This is a genomic window from Thalassobius sp. MITS945101 (genome assembly GCF_047123305.1).
Classification (GTDB): Bacteria; Pseudomonadota; Alphaproteobacteria; order Rhodobacterales; family Rhodobacteraceae; genus Thalassobius.
Window position 1 is genome coordinate 1,087,887 of the sequence record NZ_CP138918.1, and the last position, 20,255, is coordinate 1,108,141.

General features: G+C 60.3%; 18 protein-coding genes. 12 read left to right on the plus strand and 6 right to left on the minus strand.

Annotation, left to right across the window (positions count from 1 at the left end; all coding sequences use genetic code 11):
• Window positions 1-14: 14 nt before the first annotated feature.
• From SIC14_RS05585 to trxA, 7 genes are all read left to right on the plus strand, one after another.
• Window positions 15-1,577 (plus strand): PAS-domain containing protein, encoded by a 1,563-nt coding sequence (locus SIC14_RS05585; RefSeq protein ID WP_412564838.1) that lies wholly within the window; start codon window positions 15-17, stop codon window positions 1,575-1,577.
• 42 nt (window positions 1,578-1,619) lie between these two features.
• Window positions 1,620-2,102 carry a tRNA (adenosine(37)-N6)-threonylcarbamoyltransferase complex ATPase subunit type 1 TsaE gene (tsaE, locus tag SIC14_RS05590; RefSeq protein ID WP_412564839.1) on the plus strand — a complete coding sequence of 161 codons (483 nt, stop codon included), beginning with the start codon at window positions 1,620-1,622 and terminating at the stop codon, window positions 2,100-2,102.
• Window positions 2,099-3,109, plus strand: coding sequence for an aminoglycoside phosphotransferase family protein (locus SIC14_RS05595; RefSeq protein ID WP_412564840.1), 1,011 nt, complete (start codon window positions 2,099-2,101; stop codon window positions 3,107-3,109). Before tsaE ends, SIC14_RS05595 begins: the two co-directional genes overlap by 4 nt.
• On the plus strand, window positions 3,094-3,789 hold the full coding sequence (locus tag SIC14_RS05600; protein WP_412564841.1) for a nucleotidyltransferase family protein: 696 nt from the start codon (window positions 3,094-3,096) through the stop codon (window positions 3,787-3,789). Before SIC14_RS05595 ends, SIC14_RS05600 begins: the two co-directional genes overlap by 16 nt.
• Window positions 3,782-6,730 (plus strand): double-strand break repair protein AddB, encoded by a 2,949-nt coding sequence (gene addB, locus SIC14_RS05605; protein ID WP_412564842.1) that lies wholly within the window; start codon window positions 3,782-3,784, stop codon window positions 6,728-6,730. Before SIC14_RS05600 ends, addB begins: the two co-directional genes overlap by 8 nt.
• Entirely contained in the window at window positions 6,727-10,101 is a 3,375-nt protein-coding gene (addA, locus tag SIC14_RS05610) for a double-strand break repair helicase AddA (RefSeq protein WP_412564843.1), read from the plus strand. The genes addB and addA overlap by 4 nt, the downstream gene beginning before the upstream one ends.
• A gap of 73 nt (window positions 10,102-10,174) precedes the next feature.
• Window positions 10,175-10,495 (plus strand): thioredoxin, encoded by a 321-nt coding sequence (gene trxA / locus SIC14_RS05615; protein ID WP_412564844.1) that lies wholly within the window; start codon window positions 10,175-10,177, stop codon window positions 10,493-10,495.
• Window positions 10,496-10,644: 149 nt separating this feature from the next.
• Here the strand turns inward: trxA and SIC14_RS05620 are convergent, their stop codons facing one another.
• Complete coding sequence (locus SIC14_RS05620; protein WP_412564845.1) at window positions 10,645-11,709, minus strand: hypothetical protein; 1,065 nt, start codon at window positions 11,707-11,709, stop codon at window positions 10,645-10,647.
• 59 nt (window positions 11,710-11,768) lie between these two features.
• Window positions 11,769-12,338 carry an ATP-dependent protease subunit HslV gene (gene hslV / locus SIC14_RS05625; protein ID WP_412564846.1) on the minus strand — a complete coding sequence of 190 codons (570 nt, stop codon included), beginning with the start codon at window positions 12,336-12,338 and terminating at the stop codon, window positions 11,769-11,771.
• 93 nt (window positions 12,339-12,431) lie between these two features.
• On the opposite strand from hslV, the gene SIC14_RS05630 reads away from it, so the two are divergent.
• The 3 genes from SIC14_RS05630 (at window position 12,432) to SIC14_RS05640 (ending at window position 15,973) form a co-directional block, all read left to right on the plus strand.
• A complete protein-coding gene (locus tag SIC14_RS05630) occupies window positions 12,432-13,349 on the plus strand; it encodes a hypothetical protein (RefSeq protein WP_412564847.1) in 918 nt (305 codons plus the stop codon).
• Between the two features lie 153 nt (window positions 13,350-13,502).
• Window positions 13,503-14,810, plus strand: a complete 1,308-nt coding sequence (hslU, locus tag SIC14_RS05635) for an ATP-dependent protease ATPase subunit HslU (protein WP_412564848.1) — start codon at window positions 13,503-13,505, stop codon at window positions 14,808-14,810.
• Window positions 14,811-14,872: 62 nt separating this feature from the next.
• Complete coding sequence (locus SIC14_RS05640; protein WP_412564849.1) at window positions 14,873-15,973, plus strand: alpha/beta hydrolase; 1,101 nt, start codon at window positions 14,873-14,875, stop codon at window positions 15,971-15,973.
• 18 nt (window positions 15,974-15,991) lie between these two features.
• Here the strand turns inward: SIC14_RS05640 and SIC14_RS05645 are convergent, their stop codons facing one another.
• From SIC14_RS05645 to SIC14_RS05655, 3 genes are read right to left on the minus strand one after another with little or no spacing between them, the layout of a single operon-like run.
• On the minus strand, window positions 15,992-16,588 hold the full coding sequence (locus SIC14_RS05645) for a Smr/MutS family protein (protein WP_412564850.1): 597 nt from the start codon (window positions 16,586-16,588) through the stop codon (window positions 15,992-15,994).
• Entirely contained in the window at window positions 16,585-17,616 is a 1,032-nt protein-coding gene (locus SIC14_RS05650) for a murein transglycosylase A (protein WP_412564851.1), read from the minus strand. The genes SIC14_RS05645 and SIC14_RS05650 overlap by 4 nt, the downstream gene beginning before the upstream one ends.
• Window positions 17,613-18,269: a Tim44/TimA family putative adaptor protein gene (locus SIC14_RS05655; RefSeq protein WP_412564852.1), complete on the minus strand. Its 657-nt coding sequence runs from the start codon at window positions 18,267-18,269 to the stop codon at window positions 17,613-17,615. Before SIC14_RS05655 ends, SIC14_RS05650 begins: the two co-directional genes overlap by 4 nt.
• Before the next feature lie 106 nt (window positions 18,270-18,375).
• On the opposite strand from SIC14_RS05655, the gene SIC14_RS05660 reads away from it, so the two are divergent.
• The gene (locus SIC14_RS05660; protein WP_412564853.1) at window positions 18,376-18,897 is read left to right on the plus strand and encodes an FxsA family protein; all 522 of its coding nucleotides are present in this window, start codon (window positions 18,376-18,378) and stop codon (window positions 18,895-18,897) included.
• Window positions 18,898-18,952: 55 nt separating this feature from the next.
• On the plus strand, window positions 18,953-19,444 hold the full coding sequence (gene secB, locus SIC14_RS05665; RefSeq protein WP_412564854.1) for a protein-export chaperone SecB: 492 nt from the start codon (window positions 18,953-18,955) through the stop codon (window positions 19,442-19,444).
• A gap of 71 nt (window positions 19,445-19,515) precedes the next feature.
• On the opposite strand, the gene dnaQ is transcribed toward secB, so the two are convergent.
• Entirely contained in the window at window positions 19,516-20,253 is a 738-nt protein-coding gene (gene dnaQ / locus SIC14_RS05670; protein WP_412564855.1) for a DNA polymerase III subunit epsilon, read from the minus strand.
• Window positions 20,254-20,255 lie beyond the last annotated feature (2 nt).

A 20,255-nucleotide genomic window follows, 5' to 3' on the forward strand; every position in this document is an offset into this window, starting at 1 on the left:
GTTTGATGCTTTCTATGACCGACCTTTTTGTTGTCGGAGTGACCTCCGTTGCCACATCGGCTCTTGCCTGGCGCTTTGTTTTCCACAAAGCGCCGCAGCCGCAACTTGAACCCACCGCACCACACAACACCTCATTTCTGTTTGACCGTGGCCTGCTGGTGGATTGCAGCCAAACCGCGGAGGAATTGTTGCATTCGCTAGAGGTTGAGGTGCGCAATTGGCAGGATCTAGCCCGCGTGCTGCGCGACCGGTTTCCCGACTTTCCTGTGGATCCGCCGACCGCCAAAGAGGTGCTGCCGTTCCATTTTGATTCGATGGATTTCGGCAAACTGTCGCGGGTCCGTATCGAAGCAACCGGGCGCAGGTTGAAGGTGCAGATAGTCGAAACACCTGACCCGAACGAAACCGCCGTCACGCTTTTCCACAACCGGCGGCGGTCGGGGTGTACGGAAACCCTGGAGATGATCGTCGATGGCACCCCAAACCCAAGCTGGCGCACCAATGCAGAGGGCCAGATTGTTTGGGCCAACCAAGCCTATTTGAACCTGGCCTCCGCGATGGCACCCGTGGAGCCAATAGCGGAGGCAGTGCCGCAGACCCGAAAATGGCCTGACATCTTTCCCAAGGCCGAATCCGCGCCACACAGCACGACCGAACCACAAGACCGGCGCCGGGTTGCGGTGCCCTTGCCAGATGGCAGCCAGACCCTGTGGTACGACATCACAACCGTACAAAACGCAACCGGCCAGCTGCATTATGCCAATGACATCAACGCCGTTGTGCAGGCTGAAATTGCCCAGCGCAACTTTGTCCAGACCTTGACCAAAACCTTCGCCCAGCTCTCGATCGGGTTGGCCATTTTCGACCGCAAACGGGAATTGACCCTTTTCAATCCCGCGCTGACAGACCTAACGGAGCTGCCCGCAAGTTTCCTGAGCAACCGGCCCAGTCTGAACGGATTTTTCGACCGGCTGCGGGATTCGCAGATGATGCCCGAGCCACGCAATTACAAAGACTGGCGCAGTGATCTTGCCGCTTTGACCAGTGAAGCCGCAAATGGCCAATACCTGGAAACCTGGACGCTGCCCTCGGGCCTGATCTATCGGGTCTCAGGCCGTCCCCATCCCAATGGGGCGCTGGCCTTCCTGTTTGAAGATATCAGCGCCGAGGTTTCACTGACCCGCCGGTTCCGCACCGAATTGGAAATCAACCACGAAGTGCTGAACCGGATCGACAGCCCAATGGCGATCTTCACGGACGGCGGGTTGCTGCACTTCTGCAATCGCGCCTATGGCCAGTTGTGGGGGGTCGATCACGAAGCCAGTTTTGTGGAAATCAGCTTGATGGACTCGCTCCAGCACTGGCGGAAACAGGCCCGGTGTGATCGCGAGCTGGATGGCATGATCTCTGATCTCACCCAAAATGGCCCCGAAGCGCTGACGGGCACCACCTTCACCCTGCCCAACGGCGCACAGCTCACTGCCCATTTCCAGCGCATTCCACATAGTGCAACACTGGTCAATTTTGCCCGCCCCGGAGAGACCCAGGCAAGGCTGATCCTGGCGCATTCCGCCTGATCGGTCCTTGCAGCCCACGCCCCAGCGGGTAATCTCGCCCGCATGGTCAAATCACCCCATTCCCTGTCCCTCATCACGCCTGAGGCGACCACCGCCTTTGCCCATGCGCTGGCCCCTTTGCTGGCCAATGGGGACGTCATTTTGTTGCAGGGCGGAATTGGTGCCGGCAAGACACATTTTGCCCGCTCTCTGATCCAACAGTTGATGCTGGAACCCGAAGATGTGCCTTCCCCCACCTTCACATTGGTGCAGGTCTATGACGGGCCAGATGGAGAGATTTGGCACAGCGATCTTTACCGTCTGTCCGATCCGGATGAGGCGGTGGAACTGGGGCTGGAAGAGGCCTTTGACACCGCGATCTGTCTGGTGGAATGGCCCGACCGTTTGGCCGATCTGACACCTGACAATGCGCTGATGATGGAGTTTTCTGTTGCCGAGGAAGGTGTACGCGATCTCACGCTCAGCTGGTCTGACGCAAAATGGTCCGCGCGACTGGACACAGTTTTGAAACAGGTCACCGCATGACCCGAGAAGAGGCGATCACCGGATTTCTGGCAGAAACCCAATGGGCAGCCGCGCGACGCAAGCCCCTTGCAGGCGACGCTTCCAACCGACGCTATGAACGGCTGCATCTGGATGGAAAAACCGCCGTACTGATGGACGCCCCGCCCAGTCACGGTGAAGATGTCAGGCCGTTCCTGCGCGTGGCCCGCCATCTGGCAGGGCTTGGGTTTTCCACCCCAGACATTCTGGCCGAGGACGTGGCGCAGGGCTTCTTGTTGCTGGAGGATTTTGGCGACGCTTTGCTGGCGGATCTGGTTGCCGATAGGCCGGATCTCACCACACCGCTTTACGCCGTAGCCGTTGATGTGTTGGTCACCCTTCACCAACATCCCCCGCTTGACGGGATCGAGGCCTTTACCCCCAAAACCATGGCCGATCTGGTTGCCCCCCTGTGGGATTGGTATCTGGGACAGGGGCTGGCCAAACCCGATCTGCAGCAGCAGTTTTCGACCCTGTTCCAGCCCATTCTGGCGCAATGCGCCGATGATCAGTCCGTGATGATCCTGCGTGACTACCATGCTGAAAACCTGATCCACCTGCCTGACAGGGACGGTGTGCGGCAGATGGGTTTGCTGGACTTTCAGGATGCCAAGGCCAGCCATCCCGCCTATGATCTTGTCTCTTTGCTGCAAGACGCCCGCCGTGACGTGCCCGCGGTTCTGGAGCAGGCAATGATAGACCACTACTTGGCCGAAACAGGGCGGTATAGGGTCGATTTCACCGCCGCCTACGCTGTTTTGGGGTTGCAAAGAAACCTCCGTATTCTGGGTGTCTTGACCCGGTTGTGCCTGCACCTGGGCAAGGCCCATTACGTTGATTTCCTGCCCCGCGTCTGGGGCTATGTGCAACGCGATCTGACGCATCCGGCGTTAGAGCCGCTGCGCCCAATGTTGTCTCAACTGCCCGTGCCGACCCCCGAATTTTGCCAAGATCTGAAAGACCGCGCTGCCACATGCCAAAGCCTCTGAAGCCCGATGCCCTGATGCTCTTTGCCGCCGGTTTTGGCACCCGAATGGGCGCGCTGACGGCGGATCGCCCCAAGCCGCTGATCCCCGTCGCGGGCCGGGCGCTGATCGATAACGCGCTTGATCTGGTTGCCGCTGCTGACATCACCAAAACGGTGGTGAACCTGCACTACCGTGGTGACTTGATCCGACAGCACCTGGCCGGACGCAACATCACCTTTGCCGCGGAGCCAGAGATCCTGGAAACCGGCGGTGGGCTGAAAGCCGCGCTGCCGCTACTCGGTCCTGATCCGGTTTTAACACTGAATTCCGATGCAGTTTGGCAGGGACCCAACCCGATCGAGATGCTGCAAGCCGCCTGGGATCCGGACCACATGGACGGGCTGATGATGCTGATCCCGCAGGCGCAGGCTCTGGGCTATAAGGGGCAAGGGGATTTCCACACCGCCGCAAACGGCCAGCTGACACGTGGGCCCGGCGCAATCTACGGCGGGGTGCAGATCATCAAAACCACAGGTTTGGATACGATCAGTGAAAACGCCTTTTCCTTGAACCTGCTTTGGGATCAAATGCTGTCCAAAGGCCGTCTTTTTGGCCTGCACTATCCCGGCACATGGTGTGACGTTGGCAATCCCGACGGGCTGAAGCTGGCCGAAGACTTGATTGGAACCAAAGATGTTTGATCCCAACCCCCGTCCGCGAGTCTACGGTGTGCCATCGGGCGTTGATTTCCCTAAGGCGCTGGCAAACGGGTTGAAGGCACGGTCTGACGCCCGCCGCCCCGAACAGCTGGCCCGCGCGCAGGTTCTGCTGAACTCGACCCGCATGGCCCGCCGCGTGCGGGAGGTGTTTGACGCCGGCCCCGCGCTGTTGCTGCCGCGTCTGGGGTTGGTCACCAACCCGGGTGCCAGTCTGGACACAGGCAAACGCCTGCCCGACATTCCCGAAGCCGTCTCCCCATTGCGGCGGCGGCTGGAGCTGACGCAGCTGGTCGATCGCCTGCTGGAAAGCCAGCCGGATCTGGCGCCGCGGGCCTCGCTCTATGATCTGTCGGACAGTCTGGCCGCCTTGATGGATGAGATGCATGGCGAAGGCGTGGATCCCGATGTACTGCGCGATCTCGATGTCAGCGATGAAAGCGGCCACTGGAAGCGGGCGCTGGGATTTCTGGACATCGTGCAGCACTTTTTCACCGACGCACATGAAGCGCCGGACAAGGAAACCCGCGCCCGCATGGTGGTCAACGCGCTGGCCGAGGGCTGGGCGGATACGCCGCCCAAGCACCCGCTGGTAATCGCAGGCTCCACCGGGTCGCGTGGCACCACGATGTTGCTGATGAAAGCCGTGGCGCAGCTGCCGCAGGGCGCGATTGTGCTGCCGGGCTTTGATTTCGACATGTCCGCACAGGGCTGGGCCGATCTGAAAGACGCGCTGACCAGCGAAGATCACCCGCAATACCGCTACGCCAAACTGCTGGACGAACTGGGCCTGACACATCGTGATGTGGAACGCTGGGACAGTAGCGAAGCGCCGTCAGAGGCGCGCAACAAGCTGGTGTCGCTGGCGCTGCGACCTGCGCCTGTGACCGATCAATGGCTGGAAGAGGGGCCACATCTAACCGGTCTGGATCAGGCTTTTGCCGGGGTCACGCTGGTCGAAGCGCAATCCCAACGGGATGAGGCTTTGGCGATTGCCCTGAGGTTACGCCAGGCTGTGGAGGACGGCAAAACCGCCGCCTTGATCACACCCGACCGGATGCTGACACGTCAGGTCAGCTCGGCCCTCAGCCGGTGGAACATCACGCCCGATGACTCGGCCGGAACGCCCTTGCAGCTGACGGCGCCGGGGCGTTTCCTGCGCCATAGTGCGGCTCTGTTTCACCGCAAACTGACCTCTGAGGCGCTGCTGGTCCTCTTGATGCACCCGTTGTGTCACACCGGCGGCAAACGCGGCGACCACCTGCTGCTGACCCGCGAGTTGGAGCTAATGATCCGCCGCCGCGGCATGCCCTTCCCTGATCCAGAAGTGCTGCGCGCCTGGGCCGTGGCACGGGATGAGGATATGGCGGAACCTTGGGTCGAATGGTTGATCACCTGCTTCCTTGAGAAGGATGTGGGCGGCAAGGCGATGCTGGCCGATCATCTGACCGCACATCTGGAACTGGCCGAGAAAATTGCCGATGGCAGCGCGCCCGAGAAACTCAGCGAGCTGTGGCAGGAACAGGCGGGCCGCGCGGCTGAGGCCACGGTTGCCCGACTGCAAGCAGATGCCGATGCCGGGGGGGAACTCAGCCCGCTGGATTACGCCGACCTGTTTGGCGCGGTTCTGTCACAGGGGGAGCTGCGCAACCCGGATGAGCCACATCCCAACATCCTGATCTGGGGCACGTTGGAGGCCCGGGTGCAGGGTGCCGATCTGGTCATCCTTGGTGGCCTGAATGAGGCCAGCTGGCCCGAGATGCCCAAACCCGATCCGTGGTTGAACCGCAAAATGCGCCATGATGCGGGTCTGTTGCTGCCGGAACGCCGCATCGGCCTGTCGGCGCATGACTTCCAACAGGCGATTGGCGCGCCCGAAGTCTGGCTGACCCGCTCGGTCCGGTCCGAAGACGCAGAAACCGTGCCCTCGCGTTGGCTGAACCGGATGGTGAACCTGATGAACGGTCTGCCGGAACAAGGTGGCACTGCCGCGCTGGCGCGCGCCCGCGCCCGTGGCCATCACTGGCTGGCAATGGCCCGCAAGCTTGAGGAACCAGGGGCAACCGCACCGGCACCGCGGCCCTCGCCGCGCCCGCCGGTTGCCGCCCGTCCGCGCCAACTGTCGGTCACGGAAATCCAGCGCCTGATCCGCGATCCTTATGCGATCTACGCCAAACATGTGCTGCGCCTGCGACCACTGGATCCGCTGATGCGCGCGCCCGATGCCCTGCTGCGCGGGATCGTCACCCACTCGGTTCTGGAACAATTCATCGATGATACGCAGGCCGACCCCGACACAATGACCGCCGATCACCTGCGCGGTCTGACAGGCTCTATCCTTGCGGAAAACGTGCCTTGGCCGGACACGCGCACCCTGTGGGAAGCGCGCATTCACCGCATTGCCGATTGGTTCGTCGCCACCGAAAAGGACCGCCGCCAACAGGCGACCCCAACCCATTTTGAAGAAAAGGGTGAGCTGCGCATGACCGAGCATGACTTCACCCTGACCGCCCGCGCGGACCGGATCGACATCGACGATATGGGCCGCGCCCATATCTACGATTACAAGACCGGCACGCCCCCCACCGCCAAGGCACAGATCGCGTTCAACAAGCAGCTGCTGCTGGAGGCCGCGATGGTCAGCCAAGGCGCGTTTGAAAAAATCGGCATGGCCGATGTGGCGCGCGCCTTGTTCATTGGCCTTGGCGCCAAACCGGCCGAGGTCCGCGCCCCGCTGGAGGAGGAAACGGTGGAACAGGTCTGGGAGAAATTCGAAAAGCTCATCGCCCGCTATTTCGACCCCGCGCAGGGCTACACCGCCCGCCGCGCGCTATTCAAAGACGATGACTTTGCCGAATATGACCAGCTGGCGCGCTTCGGTGAATGGGATGTGACCAGCAAGGCGCAGGCGGAGGATCTGTCATGAAACGCAATGAGGCCACCGAAAAACAGGTCCTCGCCGCACGTCCGAACCACTCCACCTGGCTGTCGGCCAATGCTGGATCGGGCAAAACGCGGGTGCTGACCGACCGTGTAGCGCGGCTGCTGCTGGAGGACGTGCAACCGCAGCACATCCTTTGCCTAACCTACACCAAGGCGGCCGCCTCGGAGATGCAGAACCGGCTGTTCAAACGCTTGGGCGAATGGGCGATGCTGGGGGATGAGGCTCTGCGTGGGCAGCTGCTGGACCTGGGCGTCTCCGGTGCTGTCAGCAATGAGGATCTGCGCAACGCCCGCACACTGTTTGCCCGCGCGATTGAAACGCCGGGCGGTCTGAAGATCCAGACGATCCACTCATTCTGTTCCTCCCTCCTGCGCCGTTTCCCGCTGGAGGCCCGGGTATCCCCCCAGTTTGCCGAAATGGAAGACCGCGCTGCCGCGCTGTTACGGGCTGAAATCGTGCAGGATCTGGCCGAGGGCGAGCATGCCGATGTCGTCAAACGTCTGGCGCAGTTCTTTGGTGGTGAAGACTTCGAAGGGCTGACCGCTGGCATCGTGCACAAACGCGCCGCCCTGGCCGAGCCGCTGGATCATGCCGGTGTCATGGCGCTGTTTGATCTGCCCGTTGATTTCGACACTATTTCACTGGAAAAGGATGTTTTTCTGGGCGCAGAAGATACGCTGATCGCTGACATCCTGCCCTATTTGGATGCTGGCACCAGCACCGATCAGAAAGCCGCCACCAGCCTGCGCCTGATCCCAGACCTGTCACTGAAAACCCTGCCGATGCTGGAAAAACTGTTCCTCTTCGGCGCCTCTGCCGCCTCACCCTTCGGGGCCAAGATCGGCAAGTTTCCGACCAAGAAAACCCAAGCCAACCTTGGCACCCTGCTGCCCAAGCTGGAGGATTTCATGCGTCGGGTCGAAGATGCCCGTGCCCGTCGCCTGAGCTTTGCCGCGGCTCAGAAAACGCTGGCGCTGCATGATTTCGCTGGGCTGTTCCTGCCTGCCTATGAGCGGCGCAAACAGATGATGGGCTGGCTGGACTTCGACGATCTGATCCTGAAAGCCCGCGATCTGCTAACCGATCCGGCGGTGGCGGCCTGGGTGCTTTATCGGTTGGACGGCGGCATTGATCACATCCTGGTGGATGAGGCGCAGGACACCAGCCCGGCCCAATGGAAGGTGATCGAGCTGCTGGCGCAGGAATTCACCTCGGGCGAGGGCGCACGCACGGATAAGGAACGCACCATCTTTGTGGTCGGCGACAAGAAACAGTCGATCTATTCCTTCCAGGGCGCAGACCCACGCGAATTTGACCGGATGCAGGCCGAATTTGCCGACCGTCTGGTTGCGACCGAGAAACCGCTGAACGCGATGGAGCTGCAATTTTCCTTCCGCTCCTCCCACGCGATCCTCAGCCTGGTGGATGAGACCTTCAAGGGCCGCGATCAATCCGGTTTCCCCGAAGGGTCCGAACACCGCGCCTTCAAGGATCAGATGCCGGGGCGGGTGGATCTGTGGCCGGTGATCGACCCGACCAAGGACGACAGCGACGAGGAATGGGAAACCCCCGTCGACCGGCTGGGCGCCAAACATCACATGGTACAACTGGCCGATCGCATCGCCCGCGAAATCCGCCGGATGGTGGATGAGAAAGTCACTATTCCAGCCGAAATCGGCCATTCGGGCAGCTACCAGATGCGCCCGGTGAGTGAGGGGGACTTCCTTATCCTGGTGCAGCGCCGCTCGGCCCTGTTTGCCGAGATTATCCGCGCCTGTAAGGAACAGCGGCTGGCCATTGCAGGTGCTGACCGGCTGAAGGTGGGCGCGGAATTGGCGGTGCGTGATCTGGCGGCGCTGATGTCATTCCTTGCCACACCGGAGGACAGCTATTCGCTGGCCGTCGCGCTGAAATCGCCGCTGTTTGGCTGGGGTGAACAACAGCTTTTCGACCTCGCCCATCGCCGTAAGGAACGCCACCTCTGGCAGGCGCTGCGCAACCGGCGGGCGGAGTTTCCTGATGAATTGGCCGTGCTGGACGACCTTCGGGGTAAGGCCGATTTTCTACGCCCTTACGACCTGATCGAACGCATCCTGACCCGCCATGACGGCCGCCGTAAACTGCTGGCCCGTCTCGGCGATGAGGCCGAAGATGGCATCAACGCCTTCCTCGCCCAGGCGCTGAGCTACGAACGCAGCGAGGTGCCGTCGCTGATCGGGTTCCTGCAATGGATGGAAACCGATGAGCTAGAGATCAAGCGCCAGATGGATGCGGCCTCGGACCGGATCCGGGTGATGACGGTGCATGGCTCCAAAGGTCTGGAAGCGCCGATTGTCATCATGCCGGACACCGGCAAACGGCTGGTGCAGCTGCGCGACGACCTGCTGGAAGAGGATGGGCAGGTGATGTGGCGCGTCAGCTCTGACCAGATGCCGGCCAAAATGACCTCAGCCCGTGATGCCCGACTGGCAGCCGGAGAAGCAGAACGCGATCGCCTGCTCTATGTTGCGATGACGCGGGCTGAAAAATGGCTGATTGTGGCCGCTGCGGGTGATCTGGGGAAAGACGGCAACGCCTGGTACGATAAAATCGGCACCGCAATGGAACGACAAAGCGCCGCCGATCACGACTTCCCCTTTGGCGCTGGCAAACGCCTGAGCCACGGCAACTGGGACGCAGAGCTGGCCCCGGCAAAACAGGTCGAAACCACATCAGAGGTCGCTCTCCCCAAGTGGACCCAAACCGAGGCCGCCGCGCCCGCCAAAGGGCAGGGCACCCTCAGCCCTTCAGACCTCGGTGGCGCCAAAGCCCTACCGGGGGATGCCGGCCTGGATGAGGAAGCCGCCAAGAAACGCGGGCGCCAGATCCACCTGCTGCTGGAACACCTCCCCGATGTGCCGCAAAACGACTGGCCCAAACAGGCCGCCAGACTGCTGGCTTCGGGCGAGGATGCGGCTACAGACGACACGCTACCCGCCCTGCTGGCAGAGGCCACATCCGTCCTGACCAATCCCGATCTGCAACAGCTGTTCACCGATCAGGCGCTGGCAGAGGTCTCGGTCACCGCAACCCTTGATGCGCTTGAAGGACGCCGCATTCACGGCATGATCGATCGCCTCATCATCGATCACGACTCTGTGCTTGCGGTCGATTTCAAAACCAATGCAACAGTGCCTGCCAGCCCCGCCGATTGCCCGCAAGGTCTGTTGCGGCAGATGGGGGCCTATGCCCATGCTTTGCAACAGATTTACCCGGACAAACAGGTGAAAACAGCGCTGCTTTGGACCCGCAGTGCCCAGCTTATGTTGTTGTCTGATGCCAGTATAACACAATCCCTAGAGGGGGCGGGTTAGCGGCGCTCCGACCTTGACGCCAGTGAGCGGGATACCTAGGTTCCCCTCGAACACATTCTTCAGGAGAGAACTCATGGCCACCGTCGCTGCCACCGATGCCACCTTTGATGCCGAAGTCAAACAGTCCGATGTCCCCGTTGTGGTGGACTTCTGGGCGGAATGGTGCGGCCCCTGTAAACAGATCGGCCCGGCTCTGGAAGAACTCTCCGCCGAGATGGAAGGCCAAGTCAAAATCGTGAAGGTCGACATCGACAACAACCCGCAGGCCGCCGCTGCTCTGGGTGTGCGTGGCATCCCTGCGCTGTTCATCTTCAAAGACGGTCAGGTGATCTCGAACCGTGCCGGCGCCGCCCCCAAAGCCGCGCTGCAAAGCTGGATCAGCGACACGATCTAAGCCGCTTTTCGGAACATCGAAAACAGCAAAACCCCGGCCCTCAGGTCGGAGTTTTCTTTTGGCAGGTCACGCCGTGCTTTTCTTCTTGGCTAAAATATCCCGGGGGGAGCGCAGAGCGCGATGGGGCAGCGCCCCAAACGCCCTTGCCCCTAGTGCGACGGAGGCAGACGGTGCAGCGGCAGCAGGCCTCCAAGCGGTTTCAACAACGCCGCCCGGATCCGCGCCCAGAATGCCCCCAGGACCACCAGGAAAATCCCCAGCAGTAGAATGGTCATCGCCGCACCTTCGCCCTCAAACACGGTGGCGGCCAGGGTCACGGTGTAGCCGATGGCCGCAATCAGGAAGGACCGCCGGTCAATGATGATGGCAATCAGCGCAAAGGCCACCAGCCAGATCATCAGCAGCAAGTTGGAACTGGCCCCGTCACTGTTCAGCAGCGACAGCGCCACCGTGTTCACCAGCGCCGGGGCTGCCACCACATGCAGCCAGAACCCCTGTGCCGAACGGCGGGTCACACGATGCGGGTCACTCATGTCAAAGGCCATTGCGATGGCAAAGACGGCCATCCCCACGGCCAGGGTGATGTAGGCAAACGGCCCGCCAGCGTTCAGTAGAAACAGATCACTGATGTCGCTGGGCGAGCCGGCCTGATTGGCACCAATCATCATTGCCAGCGCAAACACCCCCACCGCTATCATCGCCATGCCAAACGGCACCCGAAACCGCAGCCAATAAAGCGCCATCGCCAGCGTGGTCAGCGCCAGTGGCAGGGGCAGCGACGACAGGTCTTCCTGTGCCAGCATGAAAGGCTGGGCAAAGTAGGCGGTGATCCCGGACGAGGCATTGGCCCCCCACAGCAGCGACAGCGCAATTGCAGGGGCAACCATCCGACGGCGGCGGATGAAATATTCAGACAGGCCCCAAAGGATCGCCGCGCCGATCAATGCAATGATCGAAATCTCGCGCTGGATGTTGGTGATCTCATTGACCGCGTTGAGCGAGTTTACAGCGATCCAGCCGCCGGCAAGGATCAACAGGCCGATCACAATGAAAATCTCGTTGAAGCCTTTGAACAGTTCAAACGGCTCATCCCCGGGCGCCAGGTTTTCGCGCGCGCCGCGGCGGCTGTCTGCCAGAGCCGCAAGCGAGGCCGCCTGTGCCTCGGACAAAAGACCCGCCCCAACGGCGGCGCGAATATCATCCCGATCAATCATTGCAAAAATCCTGTTCGCTCAAAAGGAAAAGGCCGGCAATGCCGGCCTTGGTCTGGGCCTTAACCCTTGATGGTTTCCACCGTCAGGCGGCCGTTGGTGTAGACACAAATGTCGGCCGCAATGGCCATTGCATCCCTGGCCACCTGTTCCGCGCTGCGGTCGCTGTCCATCATGCCACGGGCAGCAGCGAGGGCGAAATTGCCCCCCGATCCAATCGCGGTCACATCATGCTCCGGCTCCAGAACGTCGCCCGCGCCGGTAATCACAAACATGTCGTTGCCATCGGTCACAATCAGCATGGCTTCGAGGTTTTTCAGGTACTTATCTGTGCGCCAGTCTTTGGCCAATTCAACGCTCGCCCGGGCCAGCTGACCGGGCGTGGCTTCCAGTTTAGCCTCCAGACGTTCCAGCAGGGTGAAGGCGTCGGCCGTGGATCCGGCAAAGCCGCAGACCACATCGTGCCCGCCCGGACTAAGACGGCGCACCTTGCGGGCCGACCCCTTGATAACGGTCTGGCCCAGCGACACTTGACCGTCGCCAGCAATCACAACCTCACCGCCTTTTTTCACGCCGATGATGGTGGTGCCGTGCCAGCCGGGGAACTGCCCCGATGAATGCGTGTCGCTCATGACTATCTCCTCGTACTTGCTGGCATATATGGAAGGTGCGCGGGCGTAGCACAAGTGCTTGCCCCGAAACCGGCGCTTGCGTAGCTTCGGCCCATGACGATTGAGAAACACGTTGATTTCTATCTGGAACCGGGGCTGAGGGCCGCCGCAGAGGCGGGAAGCCATAATTTCATCGGCAAGGTTCTGTCGGTTCTGGACAAAGGCGGTTTCTCAACCGCGATCCACGGCAATTCTGCCAGTGAACGGCTGCAAAGTGACAGCCGCAACAGCTATGCAATGTTCCATAGGGACCAGCCGCTCAATCCCCGTGGGTTGACCATGCGGCGGGTCTATCACTATCCGTTCTGGCAGATCGAGCCGAGCCCTGACCAGTGGGATTGGCGCGTGGCCCGCAGCCGGTTTGACACCCGCAAGATCAACGCAGCAGAGGCACAGAAATTCTACAATTTCTGGCGCAAACGCCTGTTTGGCGCTGCCGCACAGGACAGCAGCCGCGAGGGATTTGTTTATGTCCCGCTGCAAGGCCGGTTGGCTGAGCGGCGATCCTTTCAAACTTGCACGCCGATTGAAATGTTGGTGGCAACCCTGCAGCAAGAGCCGGGCAAACGGGTCATTGCCACGCTGCACCCAAATGAGATCATCACCCCGGCCGAGAAGGCCAAGCTCGACACCTTGGTGCGCCGTTTCCCACGGCTGAAACTGCGGCAGGCCACGATGGAGGACATGCTGGCCCGTTGTGACTACGTGGTGACGCAGAACTCTTCGGTGGCATTTAACGGCTATTTCTTTGGCAAACCCTGCGTGCTGTTTGCCCGCACCGATTTTCATCACATCGCCGGGGATGTGTTCCGCAATGGCCTTGAAGCTGCTTTTGAGGCGGCGCAGGGGGAATTGCCCGATTTTGCCCGATACCTGTGGTGGTTCTGGCAGGAAATGTCGATCAACGCGGGTCGTGAGGAAGCAGAGAACAAGATCCGTCAGGCCCTGCGCCGCGGTGGCTGGCCGATCTGAACAGATCGGCGGGGCGCTGCCCCATCGCGCTCTGCGCTCCCCCCGGGATATTTGTGCCAAGAAGAAAGCCGCGGCGGATCAGGATAGGGTGCGAAACCTTGTGTTTTCCTGCGCTATGCTTAGGTTCCCGATGAAACAACAAAGAAGAGACCCATGACCGATCTGACACCGCGTGAAATCGTTTCGGAGCTGGACCGTTTTATCATCGGCCAGAATGACGCCAAACGGGCCGTCGCTGTTGCCTTGCGCAACCGCTGGCGACGCAAACAGCTGTCCGATGATCTGCGTGATGAGGTCTATCCCAAGAACATCCTGATGATCGGCCCCACCGGTGTGGGCAAAACCGAAATCTCGCGGCGTCTGGCGAAACTGGCGCGCGCGCCGTTTATCAAGGTGGAAGCCACCAAGTTCACTGAAGTGGGTTATGTTGGGCGCGACGTGGAACAGATTGTGCGCGATCTGGTGGATGCGGCCATTGCCATGACCCGCGAGCTGATGCGTGAAGATGTGACCGCCAAGGCGCGTCAGGCGGCTGAGGAGCGGGTGATCACCGCCATCGCTGGCGAAGACGCCCGTGAAGGCACCCGTGACATGTTCCGCCGCAAGCTGATTGCCGGGGAGCTAGACGATACCGAGATTGAGCTGGATCTGGCCGACACCTCTAACCCGATGTCGATGTTCGATATTCCTGGTCAGCCAGGCAACCAGATGGGAATGATGAACCTCGGCGATCTGTTTGGCAAAGCCATGGGCGGGCGCACCAGCCGGCGCAAAATGACCGTGGCGGAAAGCTATGACATTCTGATCGGAGAAGAGGCTGACAAGCTGTTGGATGATGAAACCGTCACCAAAACCGCCCTAGAGGCGGTGGAGCAGAACGGGATTGTTTTCCTCGATGAGATTGACAAGGTCTGTGCCCGACAAGAAGCCCGCGGTGGTGATGTCAGCCGGGAAGGGGTGCAGCGGGATCTATTGCCGCTGATCGAGGGCACCACCGTGAGCACCAAACATGGGCCGGTGAAAACCGACCACATCCTGTTTATCGCTTCCGGTGCCTTCCACATCGCCAAACCGTCCGATCTGTTGCCGGAACTGCAGGGCCGTCTGCCGATCCGGGTTGAGCTGCGCGCCCTTACCGAAGAGGATTTTGTCCGCATTCTGACCGAAACCGACAATGCGCTGACCCGCCAGTACACGGCGCTGATGGGCACCGAAGAGGTGGAGGTGACCTTCACCGATGACGGCATCGCCGCGCTGGCCAAGATCGCGGCTGAGGTCAACCAAAGCATTGAAAACATTGGCGCGCGCCGTCTCTACACAGTGATGGAACGGGTGTTTGAGGAGTTGAGCTTCTCGGCACCGGACCGGTCGGGCCAAGCGGTGACGGTGGATGCGGGGTTTGTGCAGGAAAACCTTGGCGAACTGACCAAATCCGCAGATGTCAGCCGCTACGTGCTGTAACGCTGGTTCCACATTGAAAAACAGGGTAGCTCTGGGGTGTATTTGCATTCCGGAGCTTTCTTTTGCGCCTTTTTCTGATTGCCAGCCTGTTTTTGATCGCGGCCTGCGTGGATCGCAGTATTGTCCCTGTTGCGCCGGAATCCCTGAAGGCCTCTGAGGTCGAAGAGGTGCTGACCGCCACCCTGCGGGAACCGGCAGAGAACGGCTGGTTCAGTGATGCACGGGCGGGTGAACTGCACTTCGTGGATCTGGATGTTGCCATTCCGCCCGAACGGAAAAAGGGCCAGATCCGGCTGCAATTGAGCCGCAAGATCAATCCTGAAACCCATTTCACCATGTCAGGCCGCAAGGATCTGCCAAATCAGCAGGCCTTTACCGAGGCCATTCGCAGCAGGTTGCGGGGGTTGCCGCGGGACCAGCAGGACGTGATGATCTATGTGCATGGCTACAACAACAGCTTTGCCGACGGGGTGTTTCGCACCGCGCAGATGAAGGCGGATTTTCAGGTGCCGGGCGTAGCGCTGCACTACAGCTGGGCCTCTGCCGCCAATCCATTGGGCTACACCTATGACCGCGACTCGGTGCTGTATTCGCGGGACGGGCTGGAGCAAATGCTGATGGCGGTGACCCGCGCCAAGCCGCGCCGCATTGTGCTGGTGGGGCATTCGCTTGGCACGATGTTGGTGATGGAAACCCTGCGACAGATGGAAATCCGCCACCCCGGCTGGGCCAAGCGGCATCTGGGTGGGGTGGTTCTGATCTCACCCGATTTGGATGTCGAGCTGTTTCGTATGCAGGCTGAACGTATTGCAAAGCTGCCGCAACCCTTTGTGATCTTTACCTCTTCTCGCGATCGGGCGCTGCAGCTTAGCGCCCGGATCAACGGCAGTCAGGCGCGTTTGGGCGGGCTGCAGGATCCCGGTGCGCTGGCCACCCTGCCGCTGACGATTATTGACGTCAGCGAATTTGCCAGCGGGATCGGGCCGGATCATTTCACCGTTGGTACCTCACCTCTGTTGATCCAGCTGCTGGGCAATGGGGCGGATTTGCAGGCCGCCTTTGACACCGATCGGGCCGGGCGATCAGGTCTGTTGCCCGGCACGGTGATCACCGCACAACAGGCGACCCAGGTGATCCTGTCACCGCTGCTGTTGGGGAACTAAGCGCGGCCTTTTGCCGGTTCAGCGGCCGCGACGCAGGTACACATAATACGCACCGCTGCCACCATGGCTGATGTGGGCCTCTTGCACCTGCATCACGATGTGGTTGAGCGGCGCCATCTTCAGCCATTGCGGCACATTGTGTTTCAGCACGCCAAACCGCACCGGAATGGGGCCACCATCGTCGCGGTGTTTGCCCTTGCCTGTTATGACCAGCACCAGACGTTTGCCCTGGGAATGGGCCCGCTGCACAAATCCGATCAGGGCGGGATGGGCCTTGTCCATTGTCATACCGTGCAGGTCGATCCGGCCCTCCGGAACCAGCTTGCCCCGTTTCATCTTGCCAAATTGTTTGGCGTCCATCTGCACCGGATCGCGGCGCAGCGCATCGCCAACCAAGGGCGCCAGATTGTGACCGCTGCCTTTGATATTTGCCTTGGCGCCAACCTGAAACATCTGCAGGTCGGCTTCGCTTTGATGGGCTTTCGGCTTTTTCACCGGTTTTGGCTTGGGTTTGGGCAGTTCGGCGCGTGGCTTGGTCGGGTGCATCTTTTCGGTGGTGTCTGCCACCTTCTTCCACAGCTCGACCTCTTCTTCACTGAGGCGACGGCGGGTCATTGCTCGTCCTCCAGCACCGACGCATAGGCGCGTTGGATCGGCATCAGCACCATCATCCGCCCGGGATCCCGCAACCGTCCGGCCGCTTTGCCTGCCGTGTCGCCAGTGCCAAAAAACACATCGGCCCGCTGCGCGCCTTTGATGGCAGATCCGGTATCCTGCGCAATCATCAGCCGTCGCATTGGACCTTCGCCATCTTTTTCCACCCAGACCGGGGCGCCAAGGGGGGTGTATTTCGGATCCACCGCCACCGAGCGCAGCGCAGTGATGGACCGATTCATCGCCCCCAGCGGCCCCTGTTCCGGGCTGACGCGGGTCACTTTGCGAAAGAACACATAGGAGGGGTTGTGGCGCAGCAGCTCGTTGCCATCCACCGGATTGCGCCGGACCCAATTCTGGATCACCTGCGCCGAAACCTGATGTGACTTATAGATACCGCGGCGGATCAGCTCTTGGCCGATGGAGCGGTATTTGTGGCCATTGTTGCCGCCGTAGCCGACCCGAATATGCGCGCCTGATGGCAGACGGATACGACCAGAGCCTTGGATTTGCAGGAAAAACAGCTCCACCGGATCATCAACCCAGGCGATTTCAAGGCCGCGGCCCTTCATCGTGTCGCCGGTTTCAATCTGCTCACGGGTGAGCCATTGGCCCTTGGCTTCGCGCGGTTTGGCATAAACCGGATAGCGATAGCGCGCCGACGGGGCGAGTGATCCGTCCAGTTCCGGTTCAAAATACCCGGTGAACAGCGCATCTTTGCCCGTCTCCTCTATCAGGACGGGGCGAAAGAACAGTTCGAAAAAAGCACGGGGGTTCTCAATCGTTTCTGCCACAGAACACAGCGCGGCATAATCCGGTTGGTCCATATCCATGCAGGTGTTGAGAAACACCTGCAAGGCGCTGGCGTGGTCATCCTCGTCCCAGCCCTCAAGGTCCTGGAACTCCAGAACCTTGTAGGACAGGTCCGCCTGGGCAGAGGTTGCAGCCAGCAACCCCGCCAGAGACGCCGCCGCCAGCTTTGTGATCATTCGCCCGTGGCCACCAATTGCCAGTTCGGGTTGTCGCTGCCCATTTGACGGGCAAAGGTCCAGGCGTCTTTCTGACGTTTGATCTCGTCCTGCTTGCCCTCGATGATATCGCCGGCATTGTCGCGCACAACCGAGGTCATCTCACCGACAAATCGCACGGTGATTTCGGCCAGATTGTCGTCAGAGATCTCAGCCTCAACCAGCTGCACCTCACGTACGCCGATAAATTCCGCTTCTACGGTCAGGCCCTGTGCATTCCGGCTTTCGATCACTTCTGCGAAGCTTTCATAAACGTCGGAGCCCAGGAAAGGTTTCAACTCGGACAGATCGCCACGCTCAAAGCCCATCAGGATCCATTCATAGGCCGAACGGGCGCCGCCAATGAAATCCGCCACTCCAAAGGAGGGTTCGATGCGTTTCATCGCCGCCAGCGCTTTGGCCGCGTCACTGTCTTCAGCCACGTGGTCCGTGATGTCGCGATCGGGGCCACCCTCGATCACTTCAAACGGCGCCTGACGCCGCCCGCCATCCGGCGCTTGCCGTGACACTGGCTTTTCATAGCCTTCCCGCGTGCCGAGAACATTTCTCAGCCGCAAAATCAGAAAAATCGCGATACCTGCAAGCACAAGAAGCTGCAAAAACGGAGAGTTCATCCTATCCCTTTCGACGCTTGGGCGTTTAAACACCCTGTTAGGACACTTATGTAGGTGAGGCAGGCGGCCAAGTCCACTGCACCAGGCTATCAGAAAAGGTCAAAATATGTGGCTTCTCTTCGCATTTATCGGGGTACCGATCATTGAAATTGCTCTGTTTATCCAGGTGGGCGGCGCAATCGGCACGTTTCCGACCCTAGCCATTGTGGTGTTAACCGCAATTCTGGGCACCTATATGGTGCGTGCGCAGGGGCGTTTGGCAATTGGCAACCTGCAACGGTCCTTTTCGGAACTGAATGATCCCACCGAACCACTGGCCCATGGCGCCATGGTTTTGATTTCCGGCGTTTTGTTGCTGACGCCCGGTTTTTTCACCGATGCACTGGGATTTGCCCTGCTGATCCCTTCGGTTCGTTCGGCTGTGTTCCGCTACGCCAAGGCACGGGTGAAGGTGCAGAGCTTTTCGATGGGCGGTTCGGTACACGGGGCTCACAGCAATCCGTTTCAGGATCCGCACCCCGATTTCGGGGCTGAAAATGCGGCAGATGACATCATCGATGGCGATTTTGTTGAGGTAGATCCCAACAAACGTCCCACCCACAAGCCTTCGGGCTGGACCAAGCATTGAGGCACCCCGACCATCCTGATATGGAAGGTCGGAAAGTATTTTTTGGGAGAAGAAAATGGCTGACAACGGTGGCGCACAGCCGCAGGCCCCCGCGATCAAGATGAACGTTCTGAACCAGTTCATCCGTGACATGTCCTTTGAAAACATCCTGGCCCAGAAGGGCGCACAGGGTGAGGTCGAGCCGGACGTAAACGTTCAGGTGAACCTGGACGCCAAGAAACGCTCGACAGAGCATCAGTTCGAAGTTGCCATCAAACTGCAGGTGACCTCGGACAACAAAAAAGGCGGCGACAAACTGTTCCTGCTGGAGCTGGACTACGTTGGTCTGTTCCACATCGAAGGTGTGCCAGAAGACCAGCTGCACCCGTTCCTGCTGATCGAATGCCCGCGTCTGCTGTTCCCGTTCCTGCGTCGCATCGTATCTGATGTAACCCGCGACGGTGGCTTCCCGCCGCTGAACCTGGAAAACATCGATTTCATGCAGCTGTACCGCAATGAACTGGCGCGCCGCGCACAGACCGAACAGGCCCAGGCTCCGGCCAACTGATCGGCTCTTATCGTTTTAAAACAAAGGCCTAGCAAGGTGACTTGCTAGGCTTTTCTGTTTGTTGTCAGGATTTACTGACCCAATTTCTTCCACAAAGCCTCATCGCCCATCTTCTCGACAAAGGCGTCATGGGCGGCGGTTTCAGCCTCGGTAATCCGATCGGGCAACGGGGCAGGGCGCGGGAAGGGACGCCAGCTGTCCTGCGCGGCGCCGTCACTGCCACCGCCTGTGGACACTGCCGACAAACCAAAGTCCGGCTGCCGCCCGCCAATCATCTCTAGGTAAACATCGGCCAGAATTTCCGAGTCGAGCAGCGCCCCGTGCAGCACGCGGTTCGAGTTGTCGATCCCGTAGCGCCGGCACAGCGCGTCCAGTGTAGCAGGGGAGCCGGGGAACTTCTTGCGGGCCATCGCCAACGTGTCGAGCGACTGTTCCAACGGCAGGGTGCGGAATCCGTTGCGCTTCAGCTCGGCGTTCAGAAACCGCATGTCGAACTTGGCGTTGTGGATCACCATCTGGGAATCCTGCACAAAGTCCAAAAATCCCTGCGCCACGGCATTGAACAACGGCTTATCGCGCAGTGTCACCTGTCCGGGTTTGGCATCCTGCGGCGGTTCCAGCAGGTCTGGGCCGATGCCATGCACCCCAAACGCCTCGTCCGGCATCATCCGTTCGGGATTGCAATAGACGTGGTACGTCTCACCGGTTGGCATATGGTTAAGCAGCTCCAGACACCCGATTTCAACGATCCTGTCGCTGCCCTCTGCCTCAAAGCCGGTGGTTTCCGTATCGAGAACGATCTGACGCATCG